Here is a 22,665-nt window from a genome sequence, read left to right as displayed (position 1 = left end):
CAGGGCGAGAGATGAAATAAGGGGGCGGGAGATTGATCTCCCGCCCCCTTATTCATTTCAAGGCCGATCGCTATGACGTCAGGCTGGCTTGCCGAGTTCGACCCCGGCTTCCTGCAACACGCGGTAAGCATCCAGCATGATGGCATTGGTCACACCTCCAACATCGCGCACCGAGGCGACTTTCGCTGAAAGTGCGAGCGTTATACCCGTGTCGGTGATTGCCGAGATGGCCACGCCGGGTGCCGGGTTCTGAAGGATATCCTCTCGCTGGGTCATCATGCCCATCAACGCTGCCTGAGCCTTTGTCGCATCGGCACGCGGAGAAATCGTGACGGTTGCAGAAGCGGCGCTCAGCGCGGTGCCGAGCGTGGCATTGCGAACGGCAGAGGTGATGAACTGCGAGTTCGGGACAATCATGGTCGATCCGTCGCCCAGTCCGATCTCGGTCGAACGAACACTGATGCGTTTGACATCCCCCTTGATGGAACCGAGTTCAATCAGGTCACCGACGCGGATCGGCCGCTCCGCCAACAGGATCACGCCTGAAACGAAGTTCTGCACAATGGCCTGAAGGCCAAAGCCGATACCGACAGACAGGGCGCTCACGACCCAGGTCAAATTCTTGACCGTCACACCGGCTTCCGAGAGCACCATCAGGAAAACCGCGATCCATGCGACATATTTGAAGATGTTGAGGATGGACGTGCGGGCGCCGATATCGAGATTGGTCGTGGGGAAGAGCCGTGCCTCGAGCCACTGACTGAAGGCACCGATGGCGTAATAGGACACGACGAGTATGACCAGACAGAGCACGGCGGTATTCAGTGAGAACTGCACGCCGTTGATGGTCTGACCGACGAAAAGTCCGCGGACGTTATCCGCAATTACCGGCACATCGAGTTTGCCTTGCGACAGGCAGACGGCAACGAAAACGATAATCAGCCCGATATTCACCGCACCGGAAAGGATCACCCCGAACTGGGCCACCCGGTTGGAATGAACCCCAAGGCGTGAGAGACGCCGGGATATAACCGAACCCACAGAAAAGGTGCGAGCCGTGAATTCTTTCACGGCAATCGAGAGGAGAAGCAGGGTCAGCAAGCTGACTGAAAGCGTCAGCGCCCAGATCGCCACGGCGAAGGCGAAAGCCAGATAGCCGAGAGCGATGGCAGCCCAACTGACGAGAAGCACCAACCAGGCCATGCCATAAAACGCAGGCGCCATCCGCGCATCCGTACGCCCCGTGAGCTTACGGCATAGACCGACAAAAAGAAGGCTCACGACGATGGTGAACAGGGCCTCAATCAGGCGCCGGGCCGTGGTCGGGAACGCGTTTTCCTCACCAACGATGAGAAAGAGGGTCTGCAGGAGCACGAGGACTGCAGCACCCCAATCCACACCCCATAAGGCGCGAGTTACGTGCTGCGAGACACCGTCGACTGCTGTAGCGCGGCTGAGTGCGGGCAGACCAGCCCCGAGGATAAAGCCACAGAGGGGCATGATACCAGCAAGACCGGCGACAAAAAGTGGACTCCGCCCGGCCCCCAGAGCAAGAACACCCGAAGTGATCTCCCAAAGCACAAACATAAGAAGTCCGCAGGCCAGCCCGCTCAACGCAACCGGAATGAAGGATTGATGACTCTCTGGAAGCGGCTCGCCGGTAAAGCGCTGGGCGATGTTGCTCTCGACGCCACGAAACAGTCGATAGATCGGGCGCGAAAGCAGGGCCGTCAGGACGAAGACCCCGACCAGGGCGCCCAGCATCCAGGGCCAGTTATATAGCACCCCGGCATAACCGTTATTGAGCGGCGGTGCGAAAGTCAGTTTGAGTTCCGGCCCCTCATCGCGCAGGTTACGCCAGAACGAGAGAGTAAGCGGAGACGCGATACGCTCGGACAGGAGCGCTTGCTGGCTCACACTGCCGCGACGTTGAACCTCCAGCTGCACCTGTTTCGCCTGCAAACCCAGCAGCTTGCCCTGAGTAACGGTGGATTTGATATCCTGCAGCACGGATTGGAGATGCGCGCGCTGCGCAACGATTGCCTGACTCTCACCATCCGCTTTCGCGCCGATGATCTCAAGGTAGCTCTGATAGACTGTCTGATAGGAGGTTGCCTGAGTCTGGATGGACTGGGCGACAGTCGTGATGTCGTCAATCTGGTCGGACAGATCCGAGAGCGTCTCGCTGCCAAGCACGATATCGGTGCGGTTCAGCTGACCGTATATATATTTGAGCCGACCCTGCGCCGTCGTGATTTGCCGGTTGAGCGTAGCGGATACGGTCGTCCAGCCATAGCCATCAGCGGCCGAGGGGACCAGCGGCGACGCAACCGGCACGCTATCCCCCGGTGCAGCCAGAGCTGGAAAAGTCGATACCGAAAGGGCAAAGACAAGGAAGAGCCCGTATAGGAGTTGCAGGGCCGACCGCCTTTTCAAAGCAGACATTTCGATGATCGCCTCCAGTGTTTGTTCGGAATGATGAGGATGCAAACGGTCGGGGGGGCATTACGTTCGCATCCAGAGTTTACCGGCGGCTCAGCCTTGTGATGACTTCAGGTCGCCAACCGACTCAAAGCCCTCACGAGAGAGCTCGCGCAGCAGCTCTTTCTTGATGCGCTGCACCAGATAGGGACCGTGATAGATCAGGGCGCTATATACCTGCACCATATCGGCGCCAGCCCGCAAACGTTCGAAAACGTCAAAACCACTTTCGATGCCGCCGCATGAGATCACGGCGATACGCCCCTGAACGAGCGGCACGATCCGATGGAGCATCCCCACCGCCAGCTGCGCCAGAGGACGGCCCGACAACCCGCCTGTCTCATGCGCAAGAGCGGAGCGCAGGGAAGGGGGGCGACTGATCGTGGTGTTATTCACGATGATACCCGCAGCCCCGCCCTCAATGGCCGCCTCGACAATTTCTGGCAACGCGTCAGCTTCGAGATCAGGCGCCAGCTTGACAACAAGGGGCGGGTGCTCGGCGTTATGGCGCTTCACGGCATTGAGGATGTCAAGAAGCGCGCCTGCGCTCTGCAGATCACGCAGTCCCGGCGTATTGGGCGATGAAAGATTGATGGTAATGTAATCAGCCAGAGGAGCGACGCGCGAGACGAGATAAGGATAATCTTCCAGAGGGCGGGCACCGAGCTTGTTGATGCCTAGATTGGCCCCGACCGGCACCGCCCGGAGAGCCGCATTGCGCCCAGCCTGAAGGGAGCGGAACCGCTCGAGCCGCTGGACAAAGGCATCGATACCATCGCCGTTGAATCCCATACGGTTGATGATCGCCCTGTCTTCGGTCAGACGGAAAAGGCGCGGCTTAGGGTTGCCCTCCTGCGGGCGTGGCGTCACGGTCCCGCATTCGACATGACCAAAACCCATGCGGGCCAAAGCAAGCGGGGCGCGTGCATTCTTGTCGAACCCCGCTGCAAGGCCGATCGGATTGGGAAAACGCAGCCCCATACAGCGCGTAGCCAGCGCCGGCTCGTCCTTCGCGGCGCTCGGCCCGAGACCCAGAGCGAGCGCCTCAATGGCGGCCTCGTGTGCTGTCTCCGGGTCAAGGCCATGAAACATCCGGGTTGAAAGTGTGGATAGAAACGCGCGCGCCATGACATATCCTGCAGGTAATTTCTGTCGGCCTCTCTATAACGTGGTGACAGGACGGGTCGACCCCTTTCCAGGTCGATTTGCCCAGCCACTCACAAAACTCGATGTCGCCACCCGACCCGTTTCCTGCTCTGGCACAGTACCCGAACAAGGGTGCCTCTTACTGCCTGAAAACGAGCAAAACGTGACCAGAAGATGCGATGGACCGTGGAAAGGCCGGGCACGACCTGTTATGCGAAGCGCCACGCCACCCAATCGGGCGCAATATGGAGACAGCATTATGTGGGATGAACCCTATCTCGAAACGTGCTGTCGCTCGACGCTGCATCGTGTACTTCTCTGCGAGGGCATAGGCCGTCCGCAGGATCTGCGCGACCAGCCCTGTCTGGAACGCCTGCAGGAAATGGGCTTTGTGACTCTCGGCGATGACGGGCGCTTTCACATCACGCCTGCGGGCATGAATCGCCATGATCAGGAAATAGGGCAGCTCAAGCCAATGAGCGCCCGGGCTTCCCATGTGCGTGCCTGACAGGCCACGCACGGGTTATCAACCCAACCGGGCAATCTTGCAGAGGCCGTGATCCTGCATCGTTAATTCGATTGACAGTACGCGCCTAACCACGCAATGCTCCCGTCCATACCAGGGGGGGCCTCGACAAGAGGCTGAGAGGCTGATCGCGGGATTTCCGTAGCGCAGCGACCCTTTCGCCCCGGCATGTGGGCGAAGAACCTGATCCGGTTCGTACCGGCGTAGGGATTGGTGTGAGCGGCCCGGTCTCTCTGCACGCGACTTCCGTTCACTCTGCTCTTGCGCTGTCGGACATAACTCCACGCCGCAAGGGGAGACATGATGGACGACTCAACGCTTCATTCCACCAAGATCAATACGCTCGATCGCGCGCCCGCGCATGGCACGGTAACAACCGGCCCCATCTCGGGCTCGCGCAAGATCATCTCGAGCCCGGCTGACCGGCCCGATATCACCGTGCCATTTCGCGAGATCGATCTCGAACCTACCGCGAACGAACCCGCGGTAAGGGTTTACGATACATCCGGCCCCTATACCGCCCCTGGCTATCATGCCGATGTATCTCTCGGTCTGCCCCGATTGCGCGACCATTGGCTGTCGCGCCGTGGCCTCACGAAAGTGACCGAGACCCGCGCGATCAAACCTGAGGATAACGGCTTCGCCAAGGGCGATCATGCGGTGCCCCAGTGCCCGGCCCCCCACGGCGTTCTGTCCGGGCAGGATGGGCACCCTGTGACCCAATACGAGTTCGCCCGTGCAGGGATCATCACGGAAGAGATGATTTTCGTCGCCCATCGTGAAAATCTAGGGCGCGCCGAAATGGTCGAGGGTGCCGAGGCACGCCGTGCCGATGGAGAGGATTTCGGGGCTGAAATCCCGAGCTTCATCACTCCTGAATTCGTACGCTCGGAAATTGCAGCCGGTCGCGCAATCATCCCTGCCAACATCAACCATCCTGAACTTGAGCCCATGATCATCGGGCGCAACTTTCTGGTGAAGATCAACGCCAATATCGGCAATTCGGCAGTGACATCCTCCGCCGCTGAGGAAGTTGAAAAACTTGTCTGGTCTATCCGCTGGGGCGCCGATACGGTAATGGACCTCTCAACCGGTCGTAACATCCACAATATCCGCGACTGGATCCTGCGCAACTCGCCCGTGCCGATCGGCACCGTGCCGCTCTATCAGGCGCTGGAGAAAGTGGGCGGCGTTGCTGAAGACCTGACCTGGGAAATCTATCGCGACACCCTGATCGAACAGGCAGAGCAGGGGGTGGATTACTTCACCATCCATGCAGGCGTCCGCATTGCCCATGTGCCGCTCACGGCGCAACGCACCACAGGTATCGTCTCACGCGGCGGGTCGATCATGGCCGCATGGTGCCTCGCACATCATCGGGAGAATTTCCTGTACGAACATTTCGACGAGATCTGCGACATCATGCGTCGCTACGACATCTCGTTCTCGCTGGGCGACGGGCTACGCCCTGGCTCGATCGCCGATGCAAACGACGCGGCCCAGTTTGCCGAGCTGGAAACGCTTGGCGAACTCGCCCGTATTGCATGGGCGAAGGGATGTCAGGTCATGATCGAAGGGCCGGGCCATGTCCCCATGCACAAGATCAAGATCAACATGACCAAGCAGCTGCGTGAATGTGGTGAAGCCCCTTTTTATACGCTTGGTCCGCTCACCACCGATATTGCCCCCGGCTATGACCACATCACATCAGGCATCGGCGCAGCGATGATTGGCTGGTATGGGTGTGCCATGCTCTGTTATGTCACGCCAAAAGAGCATCTTGGGCTGCCAGACCGATCCGACGTTAAGGTGGGGGTCATCACCTACAAGATCGCCGCCCATGCCGCAGACCTCGCAAAGGGGCATCCTGCCGCACAGGTCCGTGATGATGCCATCTCACGTGCACGTTTCGAATTCCGGTGGCAGGACCAGTTCAATCTGGCACTCGACCCGGATACAGCGCGATCCTATCACGACGAGACCCTGCCGAAAGAGGCGCACAAGACTGCCCATTTCTGCTCGATGTGCGGGCCCAAATTCTGCTCGATGAAGATCAGTCATGACATTCGGCGCAATGCTGAACGTGAGCAGGGCATGGAAGAGATGAAAGAGAGCTTCAAGGCCCATGGCGGGAAGCTTTATCTGAAGACAGATGAGGTCGAGCCGGCCTGACCTATTGTACCCGGCGGCCCCTGAAAGGTCGCCGGTGCCCAGCATTGCTCCCCCAACCTCGCAGGGCAAAGCGGGCATGGGCAGGATATTCCGGATCGGACAAATCGTTCAGGTGCGGGCGACTCACCACCTTGTGACCTTCCTAGTCAGCGCTCGGCCAGCCGCGCAAACGCCTTGTGCTGCAGGAACTCAAGCCAGTCGTCGGTATCCTTGGTCCCCCAGGTAACGTGACACCCCTGCCGGGTTGCGTTAAGAAAACCCCGGTTTCATGGTCCGGGGTCTCATGACATATTTCTATCTTCTGATCGCCATCTGCTCAGAGGTGTTTGCCACCACCATGCTCAAGATGTCGGACAGCTTCACGCGCGCAGTGCCGGGCATGCTGAGCGTTCTAGGCTATGTCATCTCGTTCTACGCGCTATCCTTCACCTTGCGTACCATGCCCACCGGTATCGCCTACGCCATCTGGTCCGGCGTCGGGATCGTGCTCATTTCCGCCATCAGCTGGATCAAGTTCCGGCAAGCCCTCGACACGCCAGCCCTGATCGGGCTCTCTCTCATCATTCTCGGGGTCATTGTCGTTAACGTGTTTTCGCGCTCGGTTGGGCATTGATCGACAAATCGCGTCAAAACATCCGAAGATACACGCATTTAATTGACGATTGCCGTGGCAAATTCATATGCGGAAGAGATGAAGGTGCCTATGGACGATCCGCATATTCTTGATGTCTTGCTCGGCCGGCTTGGCCCGGCGACACCTGCCCAGCCCGAAAACCTGCCTGCCCCCCCCAAGCCCAAACGAGGCAAGAAGCGGCAGAGCGCTCCCGTCAAGATGCGTTCCAAGGCTGGCAACAGGAAGGATCCCAAGGGGGGTACGCCGCAGTCTCCGGTTATCGCCGTTCTCTCTGACGACGCGCTGCGACGTAATCTCGCGCATGCCACCGTGCGATGCGTTACCTTCTACTCGCTCGAGCAACCTCAGGATGTGGTTGAGCAAAGCGCCACCTTTCTCGAGGCGCTTCTGCGCCTGTGGGCATTGCGGGGTATTGACGCAAGAGCTGTGTGGCGCGAGATCGATCATCGTGTGCAGCTGGGAAACCTGCTGAACCAGATCAACCGCGACATCCCTGCCAGTACCGATAGCACACGCAAATACTGGCGGCCGTCCTCTACCAAGCTCCCCTGACCGGATCCGCTCCAGAACACCCATGGAAAATTCTGCTGACATCGCAGTCCTCTTCGTTCTTCTCGTTTCAGCGTTGTGGGGCAGCGTACGCGGCTTCGCACGCGAGGTGTTCAGCCTCGTTGCCTGGCTTGGCAGCTTCGTGCTGGCCGCACGGGTCGCCCCCCTCATCCTTCCCTGGATCACGCAGAAGGTTAGTGACCCGCTCGCCGCAACGGCACTTGCCTATATCGTCTCCTTCATCGTGCTGGTCCTCGTTCTGTCGACGGTCGCGCAACGCCTGGCCAGCGGGCTTCGCAGTGTGCTCGTGGGAGGGACGGACAAACTGCTTGGCTGTCTGTTCGGCGTCGCACGCGGCTATATCCTGCTGGTCGTGCTCTATCTCGTCTGCGTCTCTGTGGCAGGCGCAGATATGGCTCATTCGCTTATTGCAGGAAGCAAATCCGGACCCTACATCCTCGACGGCGTGAATTTCGTGCGGAAACTAATGCCATATTTCCCGCAACTTCATCTTGCCATGCCGCCCGCAACAGGTCATGAGGCTGCCTTCTGACAGACCCCGGTCCCGAATGGCCCATTCCAGATCGCCCGATCGCCGCATCACCGATCGCCCCATTTCCGGTCGCACAAGCGTGACCATGCCCAGGAGCGCCGCCCGATGATTGATCCCGCCACACTCGAAACTGCGAACCGTCCCTACGAGGAATGCGGCGTGGTTGGCATATGGGGAGCCCCCGACGCCTCTGCTCTGGCAGCGCTCGGCCTTCACGCCCTTCAGCATCGCGGGCAAGAAGCTGCTGGTATCGTCAGCCATGATGGCGAACGCTTCTGCCAGCACAAGGGCCTTGGCCTCGTAGGCGACGTTTTCAGCGATGCACGTGTCATGAGCACGCTCAAGGGCAGCGGGGCCATTGGGCACAACCGCTATGCCACGACCGGCGGTACGCTGCTGCGCAACGTTCAGCCGCTATACGCCGATTTCGAGTTCGGCGGTCTGGCGGTGGCGCATAACGGCAATCTGACCAACGCAGCGACGTTGCGACAGGCACTCGTCAAGCGTGGCTGTCTGTTCCAGTCGACGACCGACACGGAGGTGTTCGTTCATCTTATTGCCATCTCGCTCTATGCCACCGTGCTGGAGCGTCTGGTGGATGCTGCGAAGCAGGTGAAGGGTGCCTACTCGGTGGTGGCGCTGGCGCCCGACTTCCTGATCGGGCTTCGTGATCCGCTGGGCGTACGCCCGCTCATTCTCGGCCGCGTGGCTGATGGCGGCTGGATGCTGGCCAGTGAGACCTGCGCGCTGGATATTGTAGGCGCCGAATTCGTGCGCAATGTCGAACCTGGCGAGATGGTGATCATCGACAATGACGGGATACGCTCCATGCGTCCCTTCGCGCAGACAAGCCCGCGCTTCTGCGTTTTCGAATACATCTATTTCGCCCGCCCTGATTCGATCCTTGAAGATCACTCGGTCTATGAAGCGCGTAAGCAGATTGGCGTTGAGCTTGCCCGCGAGAGCGGCGTGGAAGCCGATGTGATCGTGCCCGTACCCGATTCAGGCGTGCCCTCTGCAATGGGTTTTGCCGCGGAGAGCGGTATCCCGTTCGAGATGGGCATCATCCGCAACCACTATGTCGGGCGCACTTTCATCGAACCGACGGACCAGATCCGCAATCTGGGCGTTCGAATGAAACACTCGGCCAACACGCCTGTGCTCGCGGGCAAGCGTGTCGTGCTGGTGGATGATTCGATCGTACGCGGCACAACTTCACGCAAGATCGTTGATATGGTGCGTGCTGCCGGGGCAACCGAAGTGCATATGCGTATCAGCAGCCCGCCCACGAAGCACCCGTGCTTCTATGGCATCGATACGCCCGAAGAGAGCCAGCTTCTGGCTGCGACCCACAGCATCGAAAAGATGGCCGAGGCCATTGGCGTGGATAGCCTCGCTTTCATCTCGTTCGATGGTCTTTATCGGGCGCTTGGGCATGACGGCCGTACCGGCGCACAGGGACGGTACTGCGACGCCTGCTTTACCGGTGATTACCCCATCGAACTGGTGGACAAGGAAGGCAGGCTGGTTGCCTGACGAATGAAAGGGGCCTCTTCAGGCCCCTTTTTCGTTTTCGAGACCGCAGAGAAACATCCTGACGACGCGACGCAGATAACGCGGCGTTTCGTCCCAGTGCTGACGCGGCCGACAATGACTCAGCTCGCACAGCATCGACGTCGCGAGCGAAGCGCCGAAAAGCAGGTCAGACGCTTCCTCGACATCGTCAATCGCCAGGGTTCCTTCATCGACGAAGCGCTCGAGCCACACGCGTAGTGGGAACGGACCAGCCGCGCTGGAGAAGAACTCGCGGACGAAGCGACTGACCTCGGGGTTACGAGAAACCTCAGCGATCACCACCCGAATCAGACTCAGGCGCTTTTCGGTCATCATCGCGACGGCCAGTTTTTCCAACCCATAAACGAGCTTGTCTTCCACTGTGTCCCCGCGAAGCTCAAGATCACGCAGTCCCGATAGAAGAAGGCGATCCCTGAGCAGTAACTCCACCATTTCCTGCTTGCTTGCGAACATGTGATAGAGCGTCTTCTTGGACATATTCGAACATTGAGCAATACGATCCATAGATGCGCCGGAGTATCCATACTCCTGCAGCACGATCTCTGCCGCATCGAATATTCTATCCCGCCTCTCGGTCTCGCATAACACTGGCGGTCGGCCACAATGCTTGCGCAGCGCAGCAGGCTCCGGGTCGTGGGCGGGACTTTTGATGGTGAGGGGCACAGTTGACATCGTATTGCGAAAAACCGCTCCAGAGCTTCAAAGGGTCCGTTGACCGAGGTTCGGAAACCGTATAGTTCCCTATGCCAGAGAAACTCAAGGGTTTCCGAAACCTTTTTTGGCGCGAGCGCACGGTTTGCGGTTACCCTTCACAAACATCGGTAATTTTGGATAGCGCCAGCATGCGAGCATTTCAGTCTTACACGCCACGTTTGCCGTGGTCTCTGAAGGCCACTACCAGCCTTTCACTGCGTCTCATCCCTCTGGCTCTGCTGACGCTTGACCTCACGGGCTGCAAACACAAGGCGGACGCTCCCAAACCACCCCCGCAGACGGTAGGGATCTATACGGTCCATCCGCACCCACTCAAGACAGCGACATCGCTGCCTGGCCGTGTCGAGGCGTTCGAGCAGGCGCAGGTCCGCCCGCAGGTCGGCGGCGTGATCCTCAAGCGCGCCTTCGAGCAGGGCACTGACGTCAAGGCCGGTCAGCTCCTTTATGTGATCAACCCGGCTCCCTATAAGGCCACTTACGATCAGGCGAAGGCGCAGCTTCTGCACGCCCAGGCGGCAGCATTGAGCATTCGCGCCCAGCTGGAGCGTTATCGCCCGCTTGCTGCGGCTCATGCCGTCAGCAAACAGGACTACGACAATACCCTTTCATCCTCCCGTCAGGCGGAGGCTGATATCGCGCAGGCAAAAGCCAACGTGGACAGCGCAGCCGTTAATCTGGACTGGACCCAGGTACGCTCGCCCATCGACGGACGTATCGGGCGTATGCTCGTCACCCCCGGCACACTTGTCACCGCTGGCCAGACCACGGCTATTGCTACGGTCACGCGCATGGATCCGATCTACGTGGACGTGAACCTTGCCACCTCGGACATGCTGCGTCTGCGACGCGAATTCGCCAGCGGCAAACTGGAAAAGGTGTCGGGCAATGCTGCAGCGGTTGAGCTCACACTTGAGGATGGCAGCCACTACGACAAGGCCGGCCAGCTGCGCCTGACCGAAGTCACGGTCGACCCCGCGACGGGCACCATGGTCGTCCGCGCCGAATTCCCCAACCCTGATCGCCTGCTGATGCCTGGCATGTATGTTCATGCTGAAGTCGCCGAGGGTGTCGACCCCAAGGCCATCACCATCCCGCAGCCGGCATTGCAGCGTGACTCCAAGGGCGATCCTTTCGTTTATGCGCTCGATGGCGACAACAAGGTGACCATGCGCTTTGTACAGCTCGACCGCGCCCTTGATGGCGACTGGGTTGTGATGGGTGGCCTCAATGACGGCGACCGCATCATCGTCGAGGGATTGCAGAAGGCCCATCCGGGTGCCGTCGTAAAACCGGTCGAGAAATCGGCTGACGACAAGGCCACGGATGGCAAGGCAGCCGACGCCCAGCCCGCGCACGCAGGATAAGAGTAGTCCATGTCTCGTTTCTTCATCGACAGACCGATCTTCGCCTGGGTTATCGGGCTGATCATCATGCTGGTGGGTGGCGTCGCCATCTTCAGCATGCCGATTGCCCAGTACCCCTCCATCGCGCCACCACAGATCGCGATCACGGTTGATTATCCCGGCGCATCGGCCGAGACGGTGAACAACACCACCGTCCGGCCGATCCTGCAGCAGATGTTCGGCCTGGATCACCTCGAATATCTTTCGGCGTCATCCTATGGCAGTGGCCATATGGAAATCGACCTGACCTTCGCACAGGGGACAAACCCTGACATCGCGCAGGTGCAGGTGCAGAACAAACTGCAGCTGGCACAGCCGCGCCTGCCGACAGAAGTTGTCAATCAGGGCCTGAGCGTCACGAAGGCCGTGAAGAACTTCATGCTCGTGCTCGCCTTTATCTCGACCGACAGCAGCATGTCGGGTCAGGACATTGCCGATTACGTGGCCTCGAACGTATCCGATCCTCTGTCGCGCGTTTCCGGTGTGGGTGACCATACGCTGTTCGGTTCCGAATACGCGATGCGCGTTTGGATGGACCCAAACAAGCTATATAAATATTCGCTCAATGTCAGCGATGTTCAGACAGCCATCCAGCAGCAGAACATTCAGGTTTCCTCGGGTGAACTGGGCGGCCTGCCCTCCACCAAGGAGATCGGTTTTGACGCGACCATTATCGGTCCGACCCGACTCAGTGAGCCCGAGCAGTTCAAGAAGATCGTGCTCAAGGTACAGCAGGACGGTTCTCAGGTTCTGCTCAGCGATGTCGCCCGTGTCGAACTGGGTGCGCAGAACTACAATCTGACCTCGTTCTACAACAACCTGCCGACTGTCGGTATGGCGCTCAAGCTCGCGCCGGGTGCGAACCAGCTGACAACCGAGACGGCAGTGCGCGCCAAGGTTGCCGAGCTCGAAAAATTCTATCCGCAGGGCCTCAAGACGGTTTACCCGCTTGATACCGAGCCGTTCATCACTCTGTCGATCAAGGAAGTTGTCATTACGCTGCTCGAAGCCATTGCGCTCGTGTTCGTCGTGATGCTGATCTTCCTGCAGAATTTCCGCGCCACGCTCATTCCGACAATCGCCGTGCCGGTGGTGCTTCTGGGCACATTCGGTGTTCTCTCGGCCCTTGGCTTTTCGATCAACACACTGACCATGCTGGCCATGGTGCTCGCGGTCGGCCTTCTCGTCGATGACGCGATCGTGGTGGTTGAAAACGTCGAGCGCGTGATGAGCGAGAAGGGGCTGTCGCCCAAGGAAGCTTCGCGCCAGTCGATGGACGAAATCACCGGTGCTCTCGTGGGTATCGTGCTTGTTCTTACTGCCGTGTTCCTGCCTATGGCCGCGTTCAGCGGTTCCACCGGCGTGATCTATCGTCAGTTCTCGATCACTATTGTTGCGGCCATGTGGCTTTCGGTGCTGGTGGCCACGATCATGACCCCCGCACTGTGCGGCTCCATGCTCAAGCCGACGCACAAGGAGCACAAGACCGGACCGATTGCCTGGTTCAACCGCAATTTCGATCGCATGACCAATGGCTACCTGAACGGTGTGCGCCGCCTGGTGCGCAGCCGTCTGGTCAGCATGCTCATCTTCGCGGTATTCGCGATCGGCGCTGTGTTCCTGTTCCTTCGTGTTCCGGGCGGCTTCCTGCCGGAAGAAGATCAGGGCATCATCTTCGGTCAGGTCACCATGCGTCCGGGTGCCAATAATGCCCAGACGGCGGCGGTCAACCGCAAGATCACCGATTACGTGATGCACAAATACGGTGATATCGCGCAGTCCGTCTTTGCCATGAACGGCTTCAACTTCGCCGGTCAGGGCCAGAGTGCGGGTGCCTTCTTCATCCGTCTCAAGCCGTGGGATGAACGACCGGGTTACAAGAACACCACCATGTCGGTGGCTGGCGAAATCATGAAGCACTTCTGGATGGACCCGGAAGCGATCATTTTTGCCATCAATCCGCCTGCCGTGATGGAGCTCGGCAACGCAGCGGGCTTCGATCTCGAGCTCGAGGATAACGGGCATCTGGGTCACAAGGCCCTTCTTGCCGCCCGTAACCAGGTTCTGGGCGAAGCAGCCAAAAACCCGCGCCTGATGGCTGTGCGCCCGATGGGCCTTGAAGATCAGCCCCAGTTCCATCTGGATATCGACCGTGAGCGTGCCAACGCGCAGGGCGTGACGAATGCCGAGATCAACACCACCATCCAGGGTGCGTTTGGCTCGATTTACGTCAACCAGTTCATGCGCAGCGACCGTGTCAAACAGGTCTATATTGAAGGTGAAGCCTGGGCGCGCATGACGCCTGAAGACCTCAATAAATGGTATGTGCGCAATACCGCCGGCAACATGGTGCCGTTCAACTCCTTTGCCACGGGTAACTGGATTGTCGGCCCGCAGAAGGTGGAAGACTATAACGGTCTCAACTCCTTCGAACTGCAGGGTCAGGGCGCTCCCGGCACAAGCTCGGGCGATGCCATGAAGGAGATGGAAAAGATCCTGTCCCATCTGCCCAAGGGTATCGGGTATGAGTGGACCGGCATTTCCTACGAACAGGTCGCATCCAGCGGTTCGACTGGCCCGCTCTACGCACTCGCGGCCATCGTCATCCTGCTTTGCCTTGCCGCGCTTTATGAAAGCTGGGCCATTCCGCTTGCAGTGCTGATGGTGCTGCCACTTGGTGTGCTCGGCGCGATTGGTGCCACGCTCTGGCGTGGTCTGGATAACGACGTGTATTTCCAGGTGGGCCTGCTGACCACGGTCGGTCTTTCGGTCAAGAACGCCATTCTGATTGTCGAATTCGCCAAAGAATTCTTCGAGCAGGGTGACTCTCTTGAAGATGCCGTTCTCAAGGCGGGTCGCGAGCGTCTTCGCCCGATCCTGATGACGTCCATCGCTTTCGTCTGCGGCGTTTTCCCGCTGGCCATTGCGACGGGGGCCGGGTCGGCGGCACGTGTGGCCATCGGCACCTGCGTGGTCGGCGGCATGTTGTCCGCAACCCTGCTGGCCGTCTATTTCGTCCCGGTCTTCTTCGTGGTGATCCTGCGTCTGTTCAAGGTGACACGCATGAAGGATCGCGTCGATCCATACGAACATCGCAATGAAGCTGCGCGAGGAGAGGGCGCATGAGCCTTTTGACCAAAACCGGATCGGTGGGCGCCCTGCTGGCGTTCACCATGCTCGCTTCATGCGATCTGGCCCCGAAATACCAGCGCCCAACCCAGCCCGTGCAGAATGCCTATCCTGCCGATTCCGGGTCGACGCAGGCCCTTCGCGGTCAGGCAGCCTCGGATATCGGCTGGAAGCACTTCTTTACCGACGCAAGACTGCGCGCGCTGATCGAACTTGCCCTGCGCAACAACCGCGACCTGCGTAGCCAGGCAGCAGCGATCATGGAGGCTCAGGGCAGCTACGAGGTCCAGCATGCCTCACTGTTCCCCCCCATTGGGGTAACAGGGCAGGGCCAGTATTTCGCCCCCTCAGAAACGGCAGGCTTTTCCTTCGCCCCTGGTCTGGGGCGCGGCACGTCGATGCTGCGTTATTACGGCGCCAATATCGGATTCTCGTCTTACGAGGTCGATCTGTTCGGTCGTATACGCAACCTTTCCCGCCAGCAGGCGGAAGAGCTTCTGGGCTCACGCATGAACGCGCAATCCGTGCTGATCAGCATGGTAGCGCAGGTGGCCAACACCTATCTGCAATGGCTGGCCGATCGTGAGCTCGTGCGCGTGACTGATCAGACGCTGACATCGCAGAGCGACACGCTGCGCCTGACGCGCATGAAATACGATCATGGCGAGGCTGACGCCCTGACGCTGGCCCAGACGCAGACCCAGGTCGAGCAGGCGGCCAGCAACAAGGCACAATATGAGCGCCAGATGGCGCAGGACGAGCATCAGCTACAACTGCTCGTTGGTGTGCCTCTGCCTGACACTTTGCCGCCGCCGCAGCGTTTCGGAACCCAGACCCTTATGGCAGATCTGCCTGCGGGCCTGCCTTCGGACCTGATTGGGCAGCGCCCCGACATCCAGTCGGCCGAGCATAATCTGATCGGTGCCAACGCCAATATCGGTGCGGCGCGCGCCGCCTTCTTCCCGAAGGTGACGCTCACGGCGCAGGAGGGGGTCAGCTCGTTGCAGTTCCGCCATCTCTTCACGCCGGGTGCACAGACATGGTCGGTCTCGCCCAACATCACCTTCCCGATCTTCACCTGGGGTCAGAACGAGGGCAACCTCAAGATCAGCAAGGCGCGTCGCCTTGCCCAGATCGCCACCTATGAAAAGACGGTTCAGACGGCCTTCAAGGAAGTGTCTGATGCCCTTACGGCGCGCGAGACCTATCTTGCGCAGGACAGTCACCTCAAGAGCCTCGTCCAGTCTTCGCAGCAGGCCTTCGATCTGGCAATGATGCGCTACAACACGGGTATCGATCCCTACCTTACGACCCTGACGCAGCAGCGCAGCCTGTATGACGCTCAGCAAAACCTCATCAATGTGCAATTGGCCCGTTACCAGAATCTGGTAACGCTCTACCGGGCACTCGGTGGTGGCTGGAGCGCCAGCGATGTCGCAAAGGCCCAGGCCATGCCCGGTGCCGCAAAACAAGGTTGATACAGGAATAGCTTTGATGAAACAGTCAGCGCCGCTTCGTCTCTTCCTCTGCGCCCTCGGCGCAGGGGCGGTGCTCATGCCCGCCCTTGCCACGGCGCAGGATGACGATGACGACAAGAAGAAGCCGGATATGCATCAGCTGGCCCGCTCCTCTGCCTTGCCCAAGGCAGAGGCCGATTTCAGCATGTTCAAGTACCGCCCGCCAGGCGACAAGGTTATCGAGCAGGCCGACGCCCACCGTATGCTGTTCAAACGCCCCGACGGCACGCCCGACGGCTATGCCCAGCGCCGAGGCAATGCGATCATCTATTACGATCGCGCCGGCAAGGTTTCGCACGTGCAGCCCATCGACGAGTGAGCGGGGCTGAACGGTCGACCGGGTAATGAGCTGAAGCCGATACGGCGTGATGCCTGCCTATGACGGCAACATGATGGTCGGGATTACCTGATCCTTTCCATCATGTTGCCTATTTATTATTTATTTTATCGTTCAGCCAAGTTTTGTCGTGGAGCGATGCTCATATCCGCCTAAGATCACCCATCATGTCAGTGATTCTTCGGCAAAAACGGGCTCTCAGGCGCCGTCAGCTTCCCCTCGGCCCAATGCGGGCCAGATGCTTACTCGCATCCTCCCTCGCTGCTGTCGCAGCACTTGCGCTTGCGCCCGGCGCAAGAGCCGAGAGCTTTCACGAGGCCATCCAGCTTGCATGGGACCGTGACCCGGCCAACCAGTCATTTTCCGTCGATGCCACGGCATCACACAAGAACGCTCGTGCCGCGCAGTCATGGTTTCCTGATGGGCCGATCGTTGCCGGGCAATATCTCGATGACCATTTCATCGGTACCAATCTTGGCTACACAACCTATCAGGGCAGTATCAGCGTTCCCCTCTGGCTCCCCGGTCAGGGCACGGCCACCGTGCGCAACGCGCTGGCGGATGAAGCGGTCGCCAAGGCCCGGATCAAGGTTCAGCATCTCCTGAGCGCTGTGCGCATCCTCGATCTCGCCAGCGCCGCCACATTGCTCGAAAAAAAGATCGGCAATCTGCGCGCGACCAGCGATCTCCTCGAACGCGTGGTGCAGAGCTCTCATCAGGGTTTGCGCGCCGGTGAAATTGCTGCGGCTGATTTTGACGCTGTGGTGGGCGAGAAGGGCGATTTCGATGCGCAGATTGCCCAGTCAGAGCAGGCTCTTGAAAACAATCGCGCCGAACTTGAGGCCCTCACCGGGACTGACGAGATCCCCGATATCCTGTCGCTCGACGGTCGTATCCTGGGCACGCAGAACCTGACACTCGACCCCACCCGCGACCCGCGTATCGAGATGGCTGCGGCAGTCTCGCGCAGCGCTAAGGCAGCGTATTCGCTGGCGCGCCACTCCTACATGCCCAACCCGCAACTTGGCGTACAGGTGGTCAAGCAGGGCCAGTACGGCAGCCCGTGGGACACTCAGGTGGGTGTCCAGTTCTCGATGGCGTTGCCAAGCGAGGCGCGTAATACGCCAATGGTCATGAAAGAGGTCAAGGCCATGGGTGCGGCCGAGCGCGATGCCATACTGGCGCAGCGCAAGGTCAAGACCGAATACCGTCAGACACGCGCCAGCCTCAGCTCAGCGCTGGCCATGCTGCGCAATGCCTCATCGGCGCGGCAGGCACTCGATGCCCGCGCCCATGACCTTGAACATGCGTGGAGCGTCGGTGAAACGCCGGTCATCGAATATCTTCGCGCACGCCGTGCGGCGCTCGAGGCCGGTCAAAGAAACGCCGAAGCCGATGTCATCTGGCACGCCGCAATGATCAGAATGAGCCTGATGGCCGGAAACTACCCATGATAATCAACCCCACGCGCCGCCTGTCTGCGCGTTATCGCTGCGCTCTCCTTGCCCTTACCAGCCTGTCATTCGCGCTCGTACCCGAGATCGGGCTCGCACAGGCCGGGCCAGTCTCGACGCCTCCCGGCACAGTCAGCGCGCCGGTAGCGCCGAGTGCCCCGAGCACAGAGAGCGGCTCGCAGAGCCCTGCGGACTGGCCGAATGCACCCATTGCGATTTCGCGGGAGGCACTCAGGCAGGAAGGTATCCATACCGCCCTAGCGCGTCAGGGGGCATTGCCACCGCATGTCGATGTGCCTGCCTATATCGATCAGGATGACCGGCGCAGCGCCCGGATCCACCCGGTGGGGCAGGGACGTGTGCAGAGCGTTCTGGTGACGCCGGGTGAGATCGTCAAAAAAGGGCAGGTGCTGTTTACCTATGACGATTTCAGCCTGAGCGATGCCCATCAGCGTCTTCTTTCGGCCGAAGCCGCTGTCCAGCAGGCCCGCGCCCTGCGCGACGATGCCCGTCTGTCCTATGATCGGGCACGCGCCCTTCAGGGCGGCGCCATATCGCAGGGTGAGGCCCAGCGTCGCCGGTCGCGCCTGCAGGACGCTGAGGGCACGGTCAAACGCAGCGAGGCCATTGCGCAGAATGAGCGCGAAAGGCTGGCCCGATTCTCTTCATCATCTGAAAAGACCGAGGGGCTCCATTCATCCGTCATCTCCCCGATCGATGGCATCGTGAACAAGATTGTGGTGGGTGTGGGAGAGGAAGTGTCCGGCCGTGCCGCGCCAGCGGTCGAAATTGACGATCTCTCCCGGGTCTGGGTGGTCTCGCAGGTTGGTGAGCAGCAGGCAACGCATCTGAGCCGGGGTGGGAGACAACTGACCTGGCCGGCTCCTGACGCCAAACCCATCGAATCACGCATCGACCTGATTGAGGGCAGTGTGGACCCGATGACCCGCCATGTGCTCGTGCGCAGCCTCGTGGATAACAGCAAAAGACAGCTTCGGCCCGACATGCTCGTCAAGACACGGCTCTTCTCGACCGAAACCGTGCATGGCATTGTGATCCCGGCCAGCGCCATACAGAAAATCGGCTCGCAGCCCTGCGTGTTTGTCCGTCTGGATGACACACATTATCAGGCGCGCAAGGTAACGACCGGCCCTGATCTCGACGGGCGGATTGTCGTGACGCAAGGGCTGAAACCCGGCGAAACAGTTGTGACGGATGGCAGCTTCGTTCTGAAGTCGCAGGCGCTCCTGGCCCCCGAACCCAATCACGGCGAGGGCGGTCAGTAACCATGAAATTCATGCTCGCCCTCCTCAAGGGGCGCGCCGCCATACTCGGTGCGGTCGTCCTTTTCATGATCGCCGGGATCGCGGATCTGCGTTCGCTCTCTGTCGAGCCGGTGCCGGATATCTCGCCCCGGCAGGTGCTCATCTCGGTGCGCGCACCCGGCCTGCCGACAGAGGAGGTCGAGCGTCTGGTGACTTTCCCCATAGAGACCGTCATGTCCGGTATCGTCGGGGTGGATTCCATGCGCTCGGTCTCACGTACCGGCGTTTCCGTGCTCTATCTGCAGTTCAATGACGGCACCGACATCTACAGGGCGCGCGAGCTCGTGGCGCAGCGGCTCGATCAGGCCCGCGCTGCCGTGTCTGTTCGCAATCTCGCCATCACGATGGGGCCTATGGCCACCGGCATGGGCGAGATCCTGCAGCTTCAGATTCACGGCGAAGGTCGCTCACTGGCCACGCTGAACCGGATCATGACGTGGAACGTCGTGCCCAAGCTGCGCCTGATCCCCGGTGTGATCGATGTCAACATCAATGGTGGCGCGTCACAGACCTACCAGGTCGCGCTCAACCCCATGGCGCTGCGTCAGTTCCAGGTTTCGGTGTCGGATGTGTTCAACGCGGTGGATCGTGACAACGAGGCCGCCGGGGGCGCGTGGATCGAACATAACGACGAGCAGAACATCATTGTCGGGCGCTCGCTGATCGACAGCCTGCATGAACTGGGCGAGGTGCAGGTACGCAGCATGCCCAATGGCGGCGTGGTCCATGTGCGCGATGTCGGCACAGTGCGTGAGGGGCGTCTCCCGAGGCTCGGTGGTGTCACGCGCGACGGAGAGGGCGAAATCGTCAATGCCGTGGTCCTGTTGCAGCAGGGGGCCAATGCCAAGGCCACGCTGTCGCGCATCAAGGCCGCCCTGCCTCAGATCGTCGCCTCACTCCCTGAAGGCGTGACACTTGAACCCTATTACAGCCGCGCCACCCTGACAGATGTGACCATTCACACCGTCAAGGAAAACCTTGTCCTTGGCGCAATCCTCGTACTGGTCGTGCTTCTGGTCGTGATCGGCGACTGGCGTGCCTCGCTCGTGATCATTTCAGTCATTCCGTTTTCTCTGGTGGCCGCAATGGTGGGCATGCGTCACCTCGGCATTTCCGCCAATCTGCTGAGCCTTGGTGCCATCGATTTCGGGATGGTGGTCGATAGCGCCCTCGTGATTGTCGAGAGCGTGCTTTCCAGTCAGGCTGGTGACGACGTACCGCTTACACGGCGTATTGCCGAGACGGTGCGCTCGGTGGCGCGACCGGTCATATTCGCCATTCTGATTATCATCATGGTCTATCTGCCGGTGCTCACGCTGGAGGGCGTTGAGGGCCGAATGTTCCGCCCCATGGCCCAGACGGTCATCCTCGCGCTTGTTGCTTCGCTGATCTTCGCGCTGGTCGCCGTGCCTGCTTTTGCGGCACTGATCATGAAGATCAAGCCTCATCACGCGTCCGCGCACGAAACCCATAATGAGGCGCATCCTTCTGATACGGAAGCGCTGACAGGGACCGAGCACGATACCTATTTCATCCGCTTTCTGCGCCGCGGTTTTGCCCCGGCCTCGCGCTGGTGCATGGATCATGGGCGTATGGTGGTGGGCATCGCCCTGCTTGTGCTGGTGGTATCGCTTGGCCTGACCACACGGCTCGGCGGTGAATTCATCCCGCAATTGCAGGAAGGTGATCTGATCGTCACCTCGACACGTCTGCCTGGCATCTCGCTCGACGCCTCGCTGCGTGCCATCACCCAGATCGAGAAAACACTCAGGCAATTCCCTGATATCCGGATGCTGGTGAGCAATAGCGGCACCTCCGCCATCCCGACCGATCCTCAGGGTGGCGAGCAGTCTGATACCTATGTTCTGCTCAAGCCGCGCAGCGAATGGAAAACTGCCACAACACAGGAAGGGCTGATACGCGCCTTCGATGCCGCCTTGCGCAAAAACAACCCCGGCTCGCTCTATTCATGGAGCCAGCCTATCCAGATGCGCATGGATGACCTGCAATCGGGTGTGCGCTCCCAGATTGCCATAGGCATCTATGGTCCGGACATCGACACACTGATGAAGCTCGCCAGCCAGACGGCCCGCGTGGTCGATTTAGTCAATGGTGCTGCCGACGTGGCCCCGCAGGATGTCGGCACGATCCCGTATCTGCACATCGATGTGGATCGTACCGCTGCAGCCCGGCTGAACGTCGATACATCTGAAGTGCTCGATGTCGTGGAATCCATCGGCGGCCACGTAGGCCCTCCAGTTTCGCTGCAGGATGCGCTGATCCCCACGGAGGTGCGCATCATGGCAGAATCACGTGATGATCTGAATGATATCCGCCTGCTTCCCGTGCTGACCCGCGACGACCACTCGGTAAGGCTCGATCAGGTGGCCGACATCACCTTGCGTGACGGTCCCGCAGCGATCCGGCGCAACCAGGGAGAGCGTCGGATGATGGTACAGGCCAATGTGCGTGGCCGCGACCTCAGCTCCTTCGTGCAGGAAGCGCAGAGCGCGGTCAAAAGCCAGATCAAGCTCCCGCCGGGTTACAGGATCGAATGGAGCGGCCAGTTTCGCAATCTGCAAACCGCGGTGGCGCGTCTGGAAATTGTCGTCCCGATCACACTGGTCCTGATTTTCTGCCTGCTCATCCTTGCCCTTGGCGATATCTGGCTCGCGGCTCTGGTGTTTGTTAACCTGCCTTTCGCTGCGACAGGCGGCATCATTGCCCTCTGGGTTCGTGGCATGCCATTCAGCATCTCGGCTGGTATCGGGTTCATCGCTCTGTTCGGTGTCGCGACGCTTAATGGCGTGGTGCTGATTTCCTACATTCGTGACAAGCGGCTTTCGGGGTTCGACGCTGTTACCGCAGCCGTCACCTCGGCGCGGGAGCGTTTCCGCCCTGTCATGGCAACGGCCACGGTGGCGTGTCTCGGCTTCTTCCCGATGGCCTTTTCCATGAGCGAGGGCGCCGAGGTGGAGAAGCCGCTGGCGAGTGTGGTGATTGGCGGGCTGATTTCCTGCACGGCCCTGACACTTCTTGTCTTGCCAACCCTCTATATAAGGCTTTCGGCCTGGCGTGAGCGCCGGACCCAGGATAGCTCGGCCCTCGCTGAATAGACACTCTGAGCAGGCGCAGGAAATGAACTCGCGA

General features: G+C 59.9%; 16 protein-coding genes and 1 riboswitch. Of the genes, 13 read left to right on the top strand and 3 right to left on the bottom strand.

What is annotated here, in order from left to right; genetic code table 11:
• Positions 1 to 78: 78 nt before the first annotated feature.
• A complete protein-coding gene (locus tag P5689_RS14780) occupies positions 79 to 2,445 on the bottom strand; it encodes a mechanosensitive ion channel domain-containing protein (RefSeq protein ID WP_285533737.1) in 2,367 nt (788 codons plus the stop codon).
• 90 nt (positions 2,446 to 2,535) lie between these two features.
• Positions 2,536 to 3,609, bottom strand: coding sequence for a quinone-dependent dihydroorotate dehydrogenase (locus tag P5689_RS14775; protein WP_285533736.1), 1,074 nt, complete (start codon positions 3,607 to 3,609; stop codon positions 2,536 to 2,538).
• Positions 3,610 to 3,886: 277 nt separating this feature from the next.
• Here P5689_RS14775 and P5689_RS14770 point away from each other — a divergent pair, with 277 nt between their 5' ends.
• The 6 genes from P5689_RS14770 (at position 3,887) to purF (ending at position 9,597) form a co-directional block, all read left to right on the top strand.
• Positions 3,887 to 4,135, top strand: a complete 249-nt coding sequence (locus P5689_RS14770) for a hypothetical protein (protein ID WP_023977247.1) — start codon at positions 3,887 to 3,889, stop codon at positions 4,133 to 4,135.
• 104 nt (positions 4,136 to 4,239) lie between these two features.
• Positions 4,240 to 4,381: riboswitch (TPP riboswitch) on the top strand.
• 72 nt (positions 4,382 to 4,453) lie between these two features.
• Positions 4,454 to 6,325, top strand: coding sequence for a phosphomethylpyrimidine synthase ThiC (gene thiC, locus P5689_RS14765; RefSeq protein WP_285533735.1), 1,872 nt, complete (start codon positions 4,454 to 4,456; stop codon positions 6,323 to 6,325).
• Between the two features lie 283 nt (positions 6,326 to 6,608).
• Entirely contained in the window at positions 6,609 to 6,938 is a 330-nt protein-coding gene (locus tag P5689_RS14760; RefSeq protein ID WP_023977249.1) for a multidrug efflux SMR transporter, read from the top strand.
• Positions 6,939 to 6,992: 54 nt separating this feature from the next.
• Entirely contained in the window at positions 6,993 to 7,511 is a 519-nt protein-coding gene (locus P5689_RS14755) for a hypothetical protein (protein WP_285533734.1), read from the top strand.
• Between the two features lie 22 nt (positions 7,512 to 7,533).
• Positions 7,534 to 8,061 carry a CvpA family protein gene (locus tag P5689_RS14750; RefSeq protein WP_023977251.1) on the top strand — a complete coding sequence of 176 codons (528 nt, stop codon included), beginning with the start codon at positions 7,534 to 7,536 and terminating at the stop codon, positions 8,059 to 8,061.
• Positions 8,062 to 8,166: 105 nt separating this feature from the next.
• The gene (gene purF, locus P5689_RS14745; RefSeq protein WP_023977252.1) at positions 8,167 to 9,597 is read left to right on the top strand and encodes an amidophosphoribosyltransferase; all 1,431 of its coding nucleotides are present in this window, start codon (positions 8,167 to 8,169) and stop codon (positions 9,595 to 9,597) included.
• Between the two features lie 18 nt (positions 9,598 to 9,615).
• Here purF and P5689_RS14740 read toward each other — a convergent pair whose 3' ends face one another.
• The gene (locus tag P5689_RS14740; RefSeq protein WP_285533732.1) at positions 9,616 to 10,308 is read right to left on the bottom strand and encodes a TetR/AcrR family transcriptional regulator; all 693 of its coding nucleotides are present in this window, start codon (positions 10,306 to 10,308) and stop codon (positions 9,616 to 9,618) included.
• A gap of 170 nt (positions 10,309 to 10,478) precedes the next feature.
• Here P5689_RS14740 and P5689_RS14735 point away from each other — a divergent pair, with 170 nt between their 5' ends.
• From P5689_RS14735 to P5689_RS14705, 7 genes are all read left to right on the top strand, one after another.
• Entirely contained in the window at positions 10,479 to 11,714 is a 1,236-nt protein-coding gene (locus tag P5689_RS14735) for an efflux RND transporter periplasmic adaptor subunit (RefSeq protein ID WP_031239853.1), read from the top strand.
• 9 nt (positions 11,715 to 11,723) lie between these two features.
• The gene (locus P5689_RS14730; protein WP_023977255.1) at positions 11,724 to 14,879 is read left to right on the top strand and encodes an efflux RND transporter permease subunit; all 3,156 of its coding nucleotides are present in this window, start codon (positions 11,724 to 11,726) and stop codon (positions 14,877 to 14,879) included.
• Positions 14,876 to 16,360 carry an efflux transporter outer membrane subunit gene (locus tag P5689_RS14725; protein WP_023977256.1) on the top strand — a complete coding sequence of 495 codons (1,485 nt, stop codon included), beginning with the start codon at positions 14,876 to 14,878 and terminating at the stop codon, positions 16,358 to 16,360. The genes P5689_RS14730 and P5689_RS14725 overlap by 4 nt, the downstream gene beginning before the upstream one ends.
• A 76-nt stretch (positions 16,361 to 16,436) precedes the next feature.
• Complete coding sequence (locus P5689_RS14720) at positions 16,437 to 16,718, top strand: hypothetical protein (protein ID WP_051395777.1); 282 nt, start codon at positions 16,437 to 16,439, stop codon at positions 16,716 to 16,718.
• A gap of 185 nt (positions 16,719 to 16,903) precedes the next feature.
• Positions 16,904 to 18,190: a TolC family protein gene (locus P5689_RS14715; protein WP_285533730.1), complete on the top strand. Its 1,287-nt coding sequence runs from the start codon at positions 16,904 to 16,906 to the stop codon at positions 18,188 to 18,190.
• Positions 18,187 to 19,476 carry an efflux RND transporter periplasmic adaptor subunit gene (locus tag P5689_RS14710; RefSeq protein ID WP_285533729.1) on the top strand — a complete coding sequence of 430 codons (1,290 nt, stop codon included), beginning with the start codon at positions 18,187 to 18,189 and terminating at the stop codon, positions 19,474 to 19,476. Before P5689_RS14715 ends, P5689_RS14710 begins: the two co-directional genes overlap by 4 nt.
• Before the next feature lie 2 nt (positions 19,477 to 19,478).
• Positions 19,479 to 22,631, top strand: coding sequence for an efflux RND transporter permease subunit (locus tag P5689_RS14705; protein ID WP_408868555.1), 3,153 nt, complete (start codon positions 19,479 to 19,481; stop codon positions 22,629 to 22,631).
• The last annotated feature ends 34 nt before the right edge of the window (positions 22,632 to 22,665 follow it).

The organism is Asaia sp. HumB, assembly GCF_030263835.1.
Classification (GTDB): domain Bacteria; phylum Pseudomonadota; class Alphaproteobacteria; order Acetobacterales; family Acetobacteraceae; genus Asaia; species Asaia bogorensis.
This window is presented reverse-complemented; position numbering and strand designations above follow the sequence as displayed.

Coding starts and splice junctions, on each gene's coding strand:
- P5689_RS14780 (WP_285533737.1), bottom strand. CDS start 2,445: ATGTCTGCTTTGAAAAGGCGGTCGGCCCTGCAACTCCTATACGGGCTC.
- P5689_RS14775 (WP_285533736.1), bottom strand. CDS start 3,609: ATGGCGCGCGCGTTTCTATCCACACTTTCAACCCGGATGTTTCATGGC.
- P5689_RS14770 (WP_023977247.1), top strand. CDS start 3,887: ATGTGGGATGAACCCTATCTCGAAACGTGCTGTCGCTCGACGCTGCAT.
- thiC (WP_285533735.1), top strand. CDS start 4,454: ATGATGGACGACTCAACGCTTCATTCCACCAAGATCAATACGCTCGAT.
- P5689_RS14760 (WP_023977249.1), top strand. CDS start 6,609: ATGACATATTTCTATCTTCTGATCGCCATCTGCTCAGAGGTGTTTGCC.
- P5689_RS14750 (WP_023977251.1), top strand. CDS start 7,534: ATGGAAAATTCTGCTGACATCGCAGTCCTCTTCGTTCTTCTCGTTTCA.
- purF (WP_023977252.1), top strand. CDS start 8,167: ATGATTGATCCCGCCACACTCGAAACTGCGAACCGTCCCTACGAGGAA.
- P5689_RS14740 (WP_285533732.1), bottom strand. CDS start 10,308: ATGTCAACTGTGCCCCTCACCATCAAAAGTCCCGCCCACGACCCGGAG.
- P5689_RS14735 (WP_031239853.1), top strand. CDS start 10,479: ATGCGAGCATTTCAGTCTTACACGCCACGTTTGCCGTGGTCTCTGAAG.
- P5689_RS14730 (WP_023977255.1), top strand. CDS start 11,724: ATGTCTCGTTTCTTCATCGACAGACCGATCTTCGCCTGGGTTATCGGG.
- P5689_RS14725 (WP_023977256.1), top strand. CDS start 14,876: ATGAGCCTTTTGACCAAAACCGGATCGGTGGGCGCCCTGCTGGCGTTC.
- P5689_RS14720 (WP_051395777.1), top strand. CDS start 16,437: ATGCCCGCCCTTGCCACGGCGCAGGATGACGATGACGACAAGAAGAAG.
- P5689_RS14715 (WP_285533730.1), top strand. CDS start 16,904: ATGTCAGTGATTCTTCGGCAAAAACGGGCTCTCAGGCGCCGTCAGCTT.
- P5689_RS14710 (WP_285533729.1), top strand. CDS start 18,187: ATGATAATCAACCCCACGCGCCGCCTGTCTGCGCGTTATCGCTGCGCT.
- P5689_RS14705 (WP_408868555.1), top strand. CDS start 19,479: ATGAAATTCATGCTCGCCCTCCTCAAGGGGCGCGCCGCCATACTCGGT.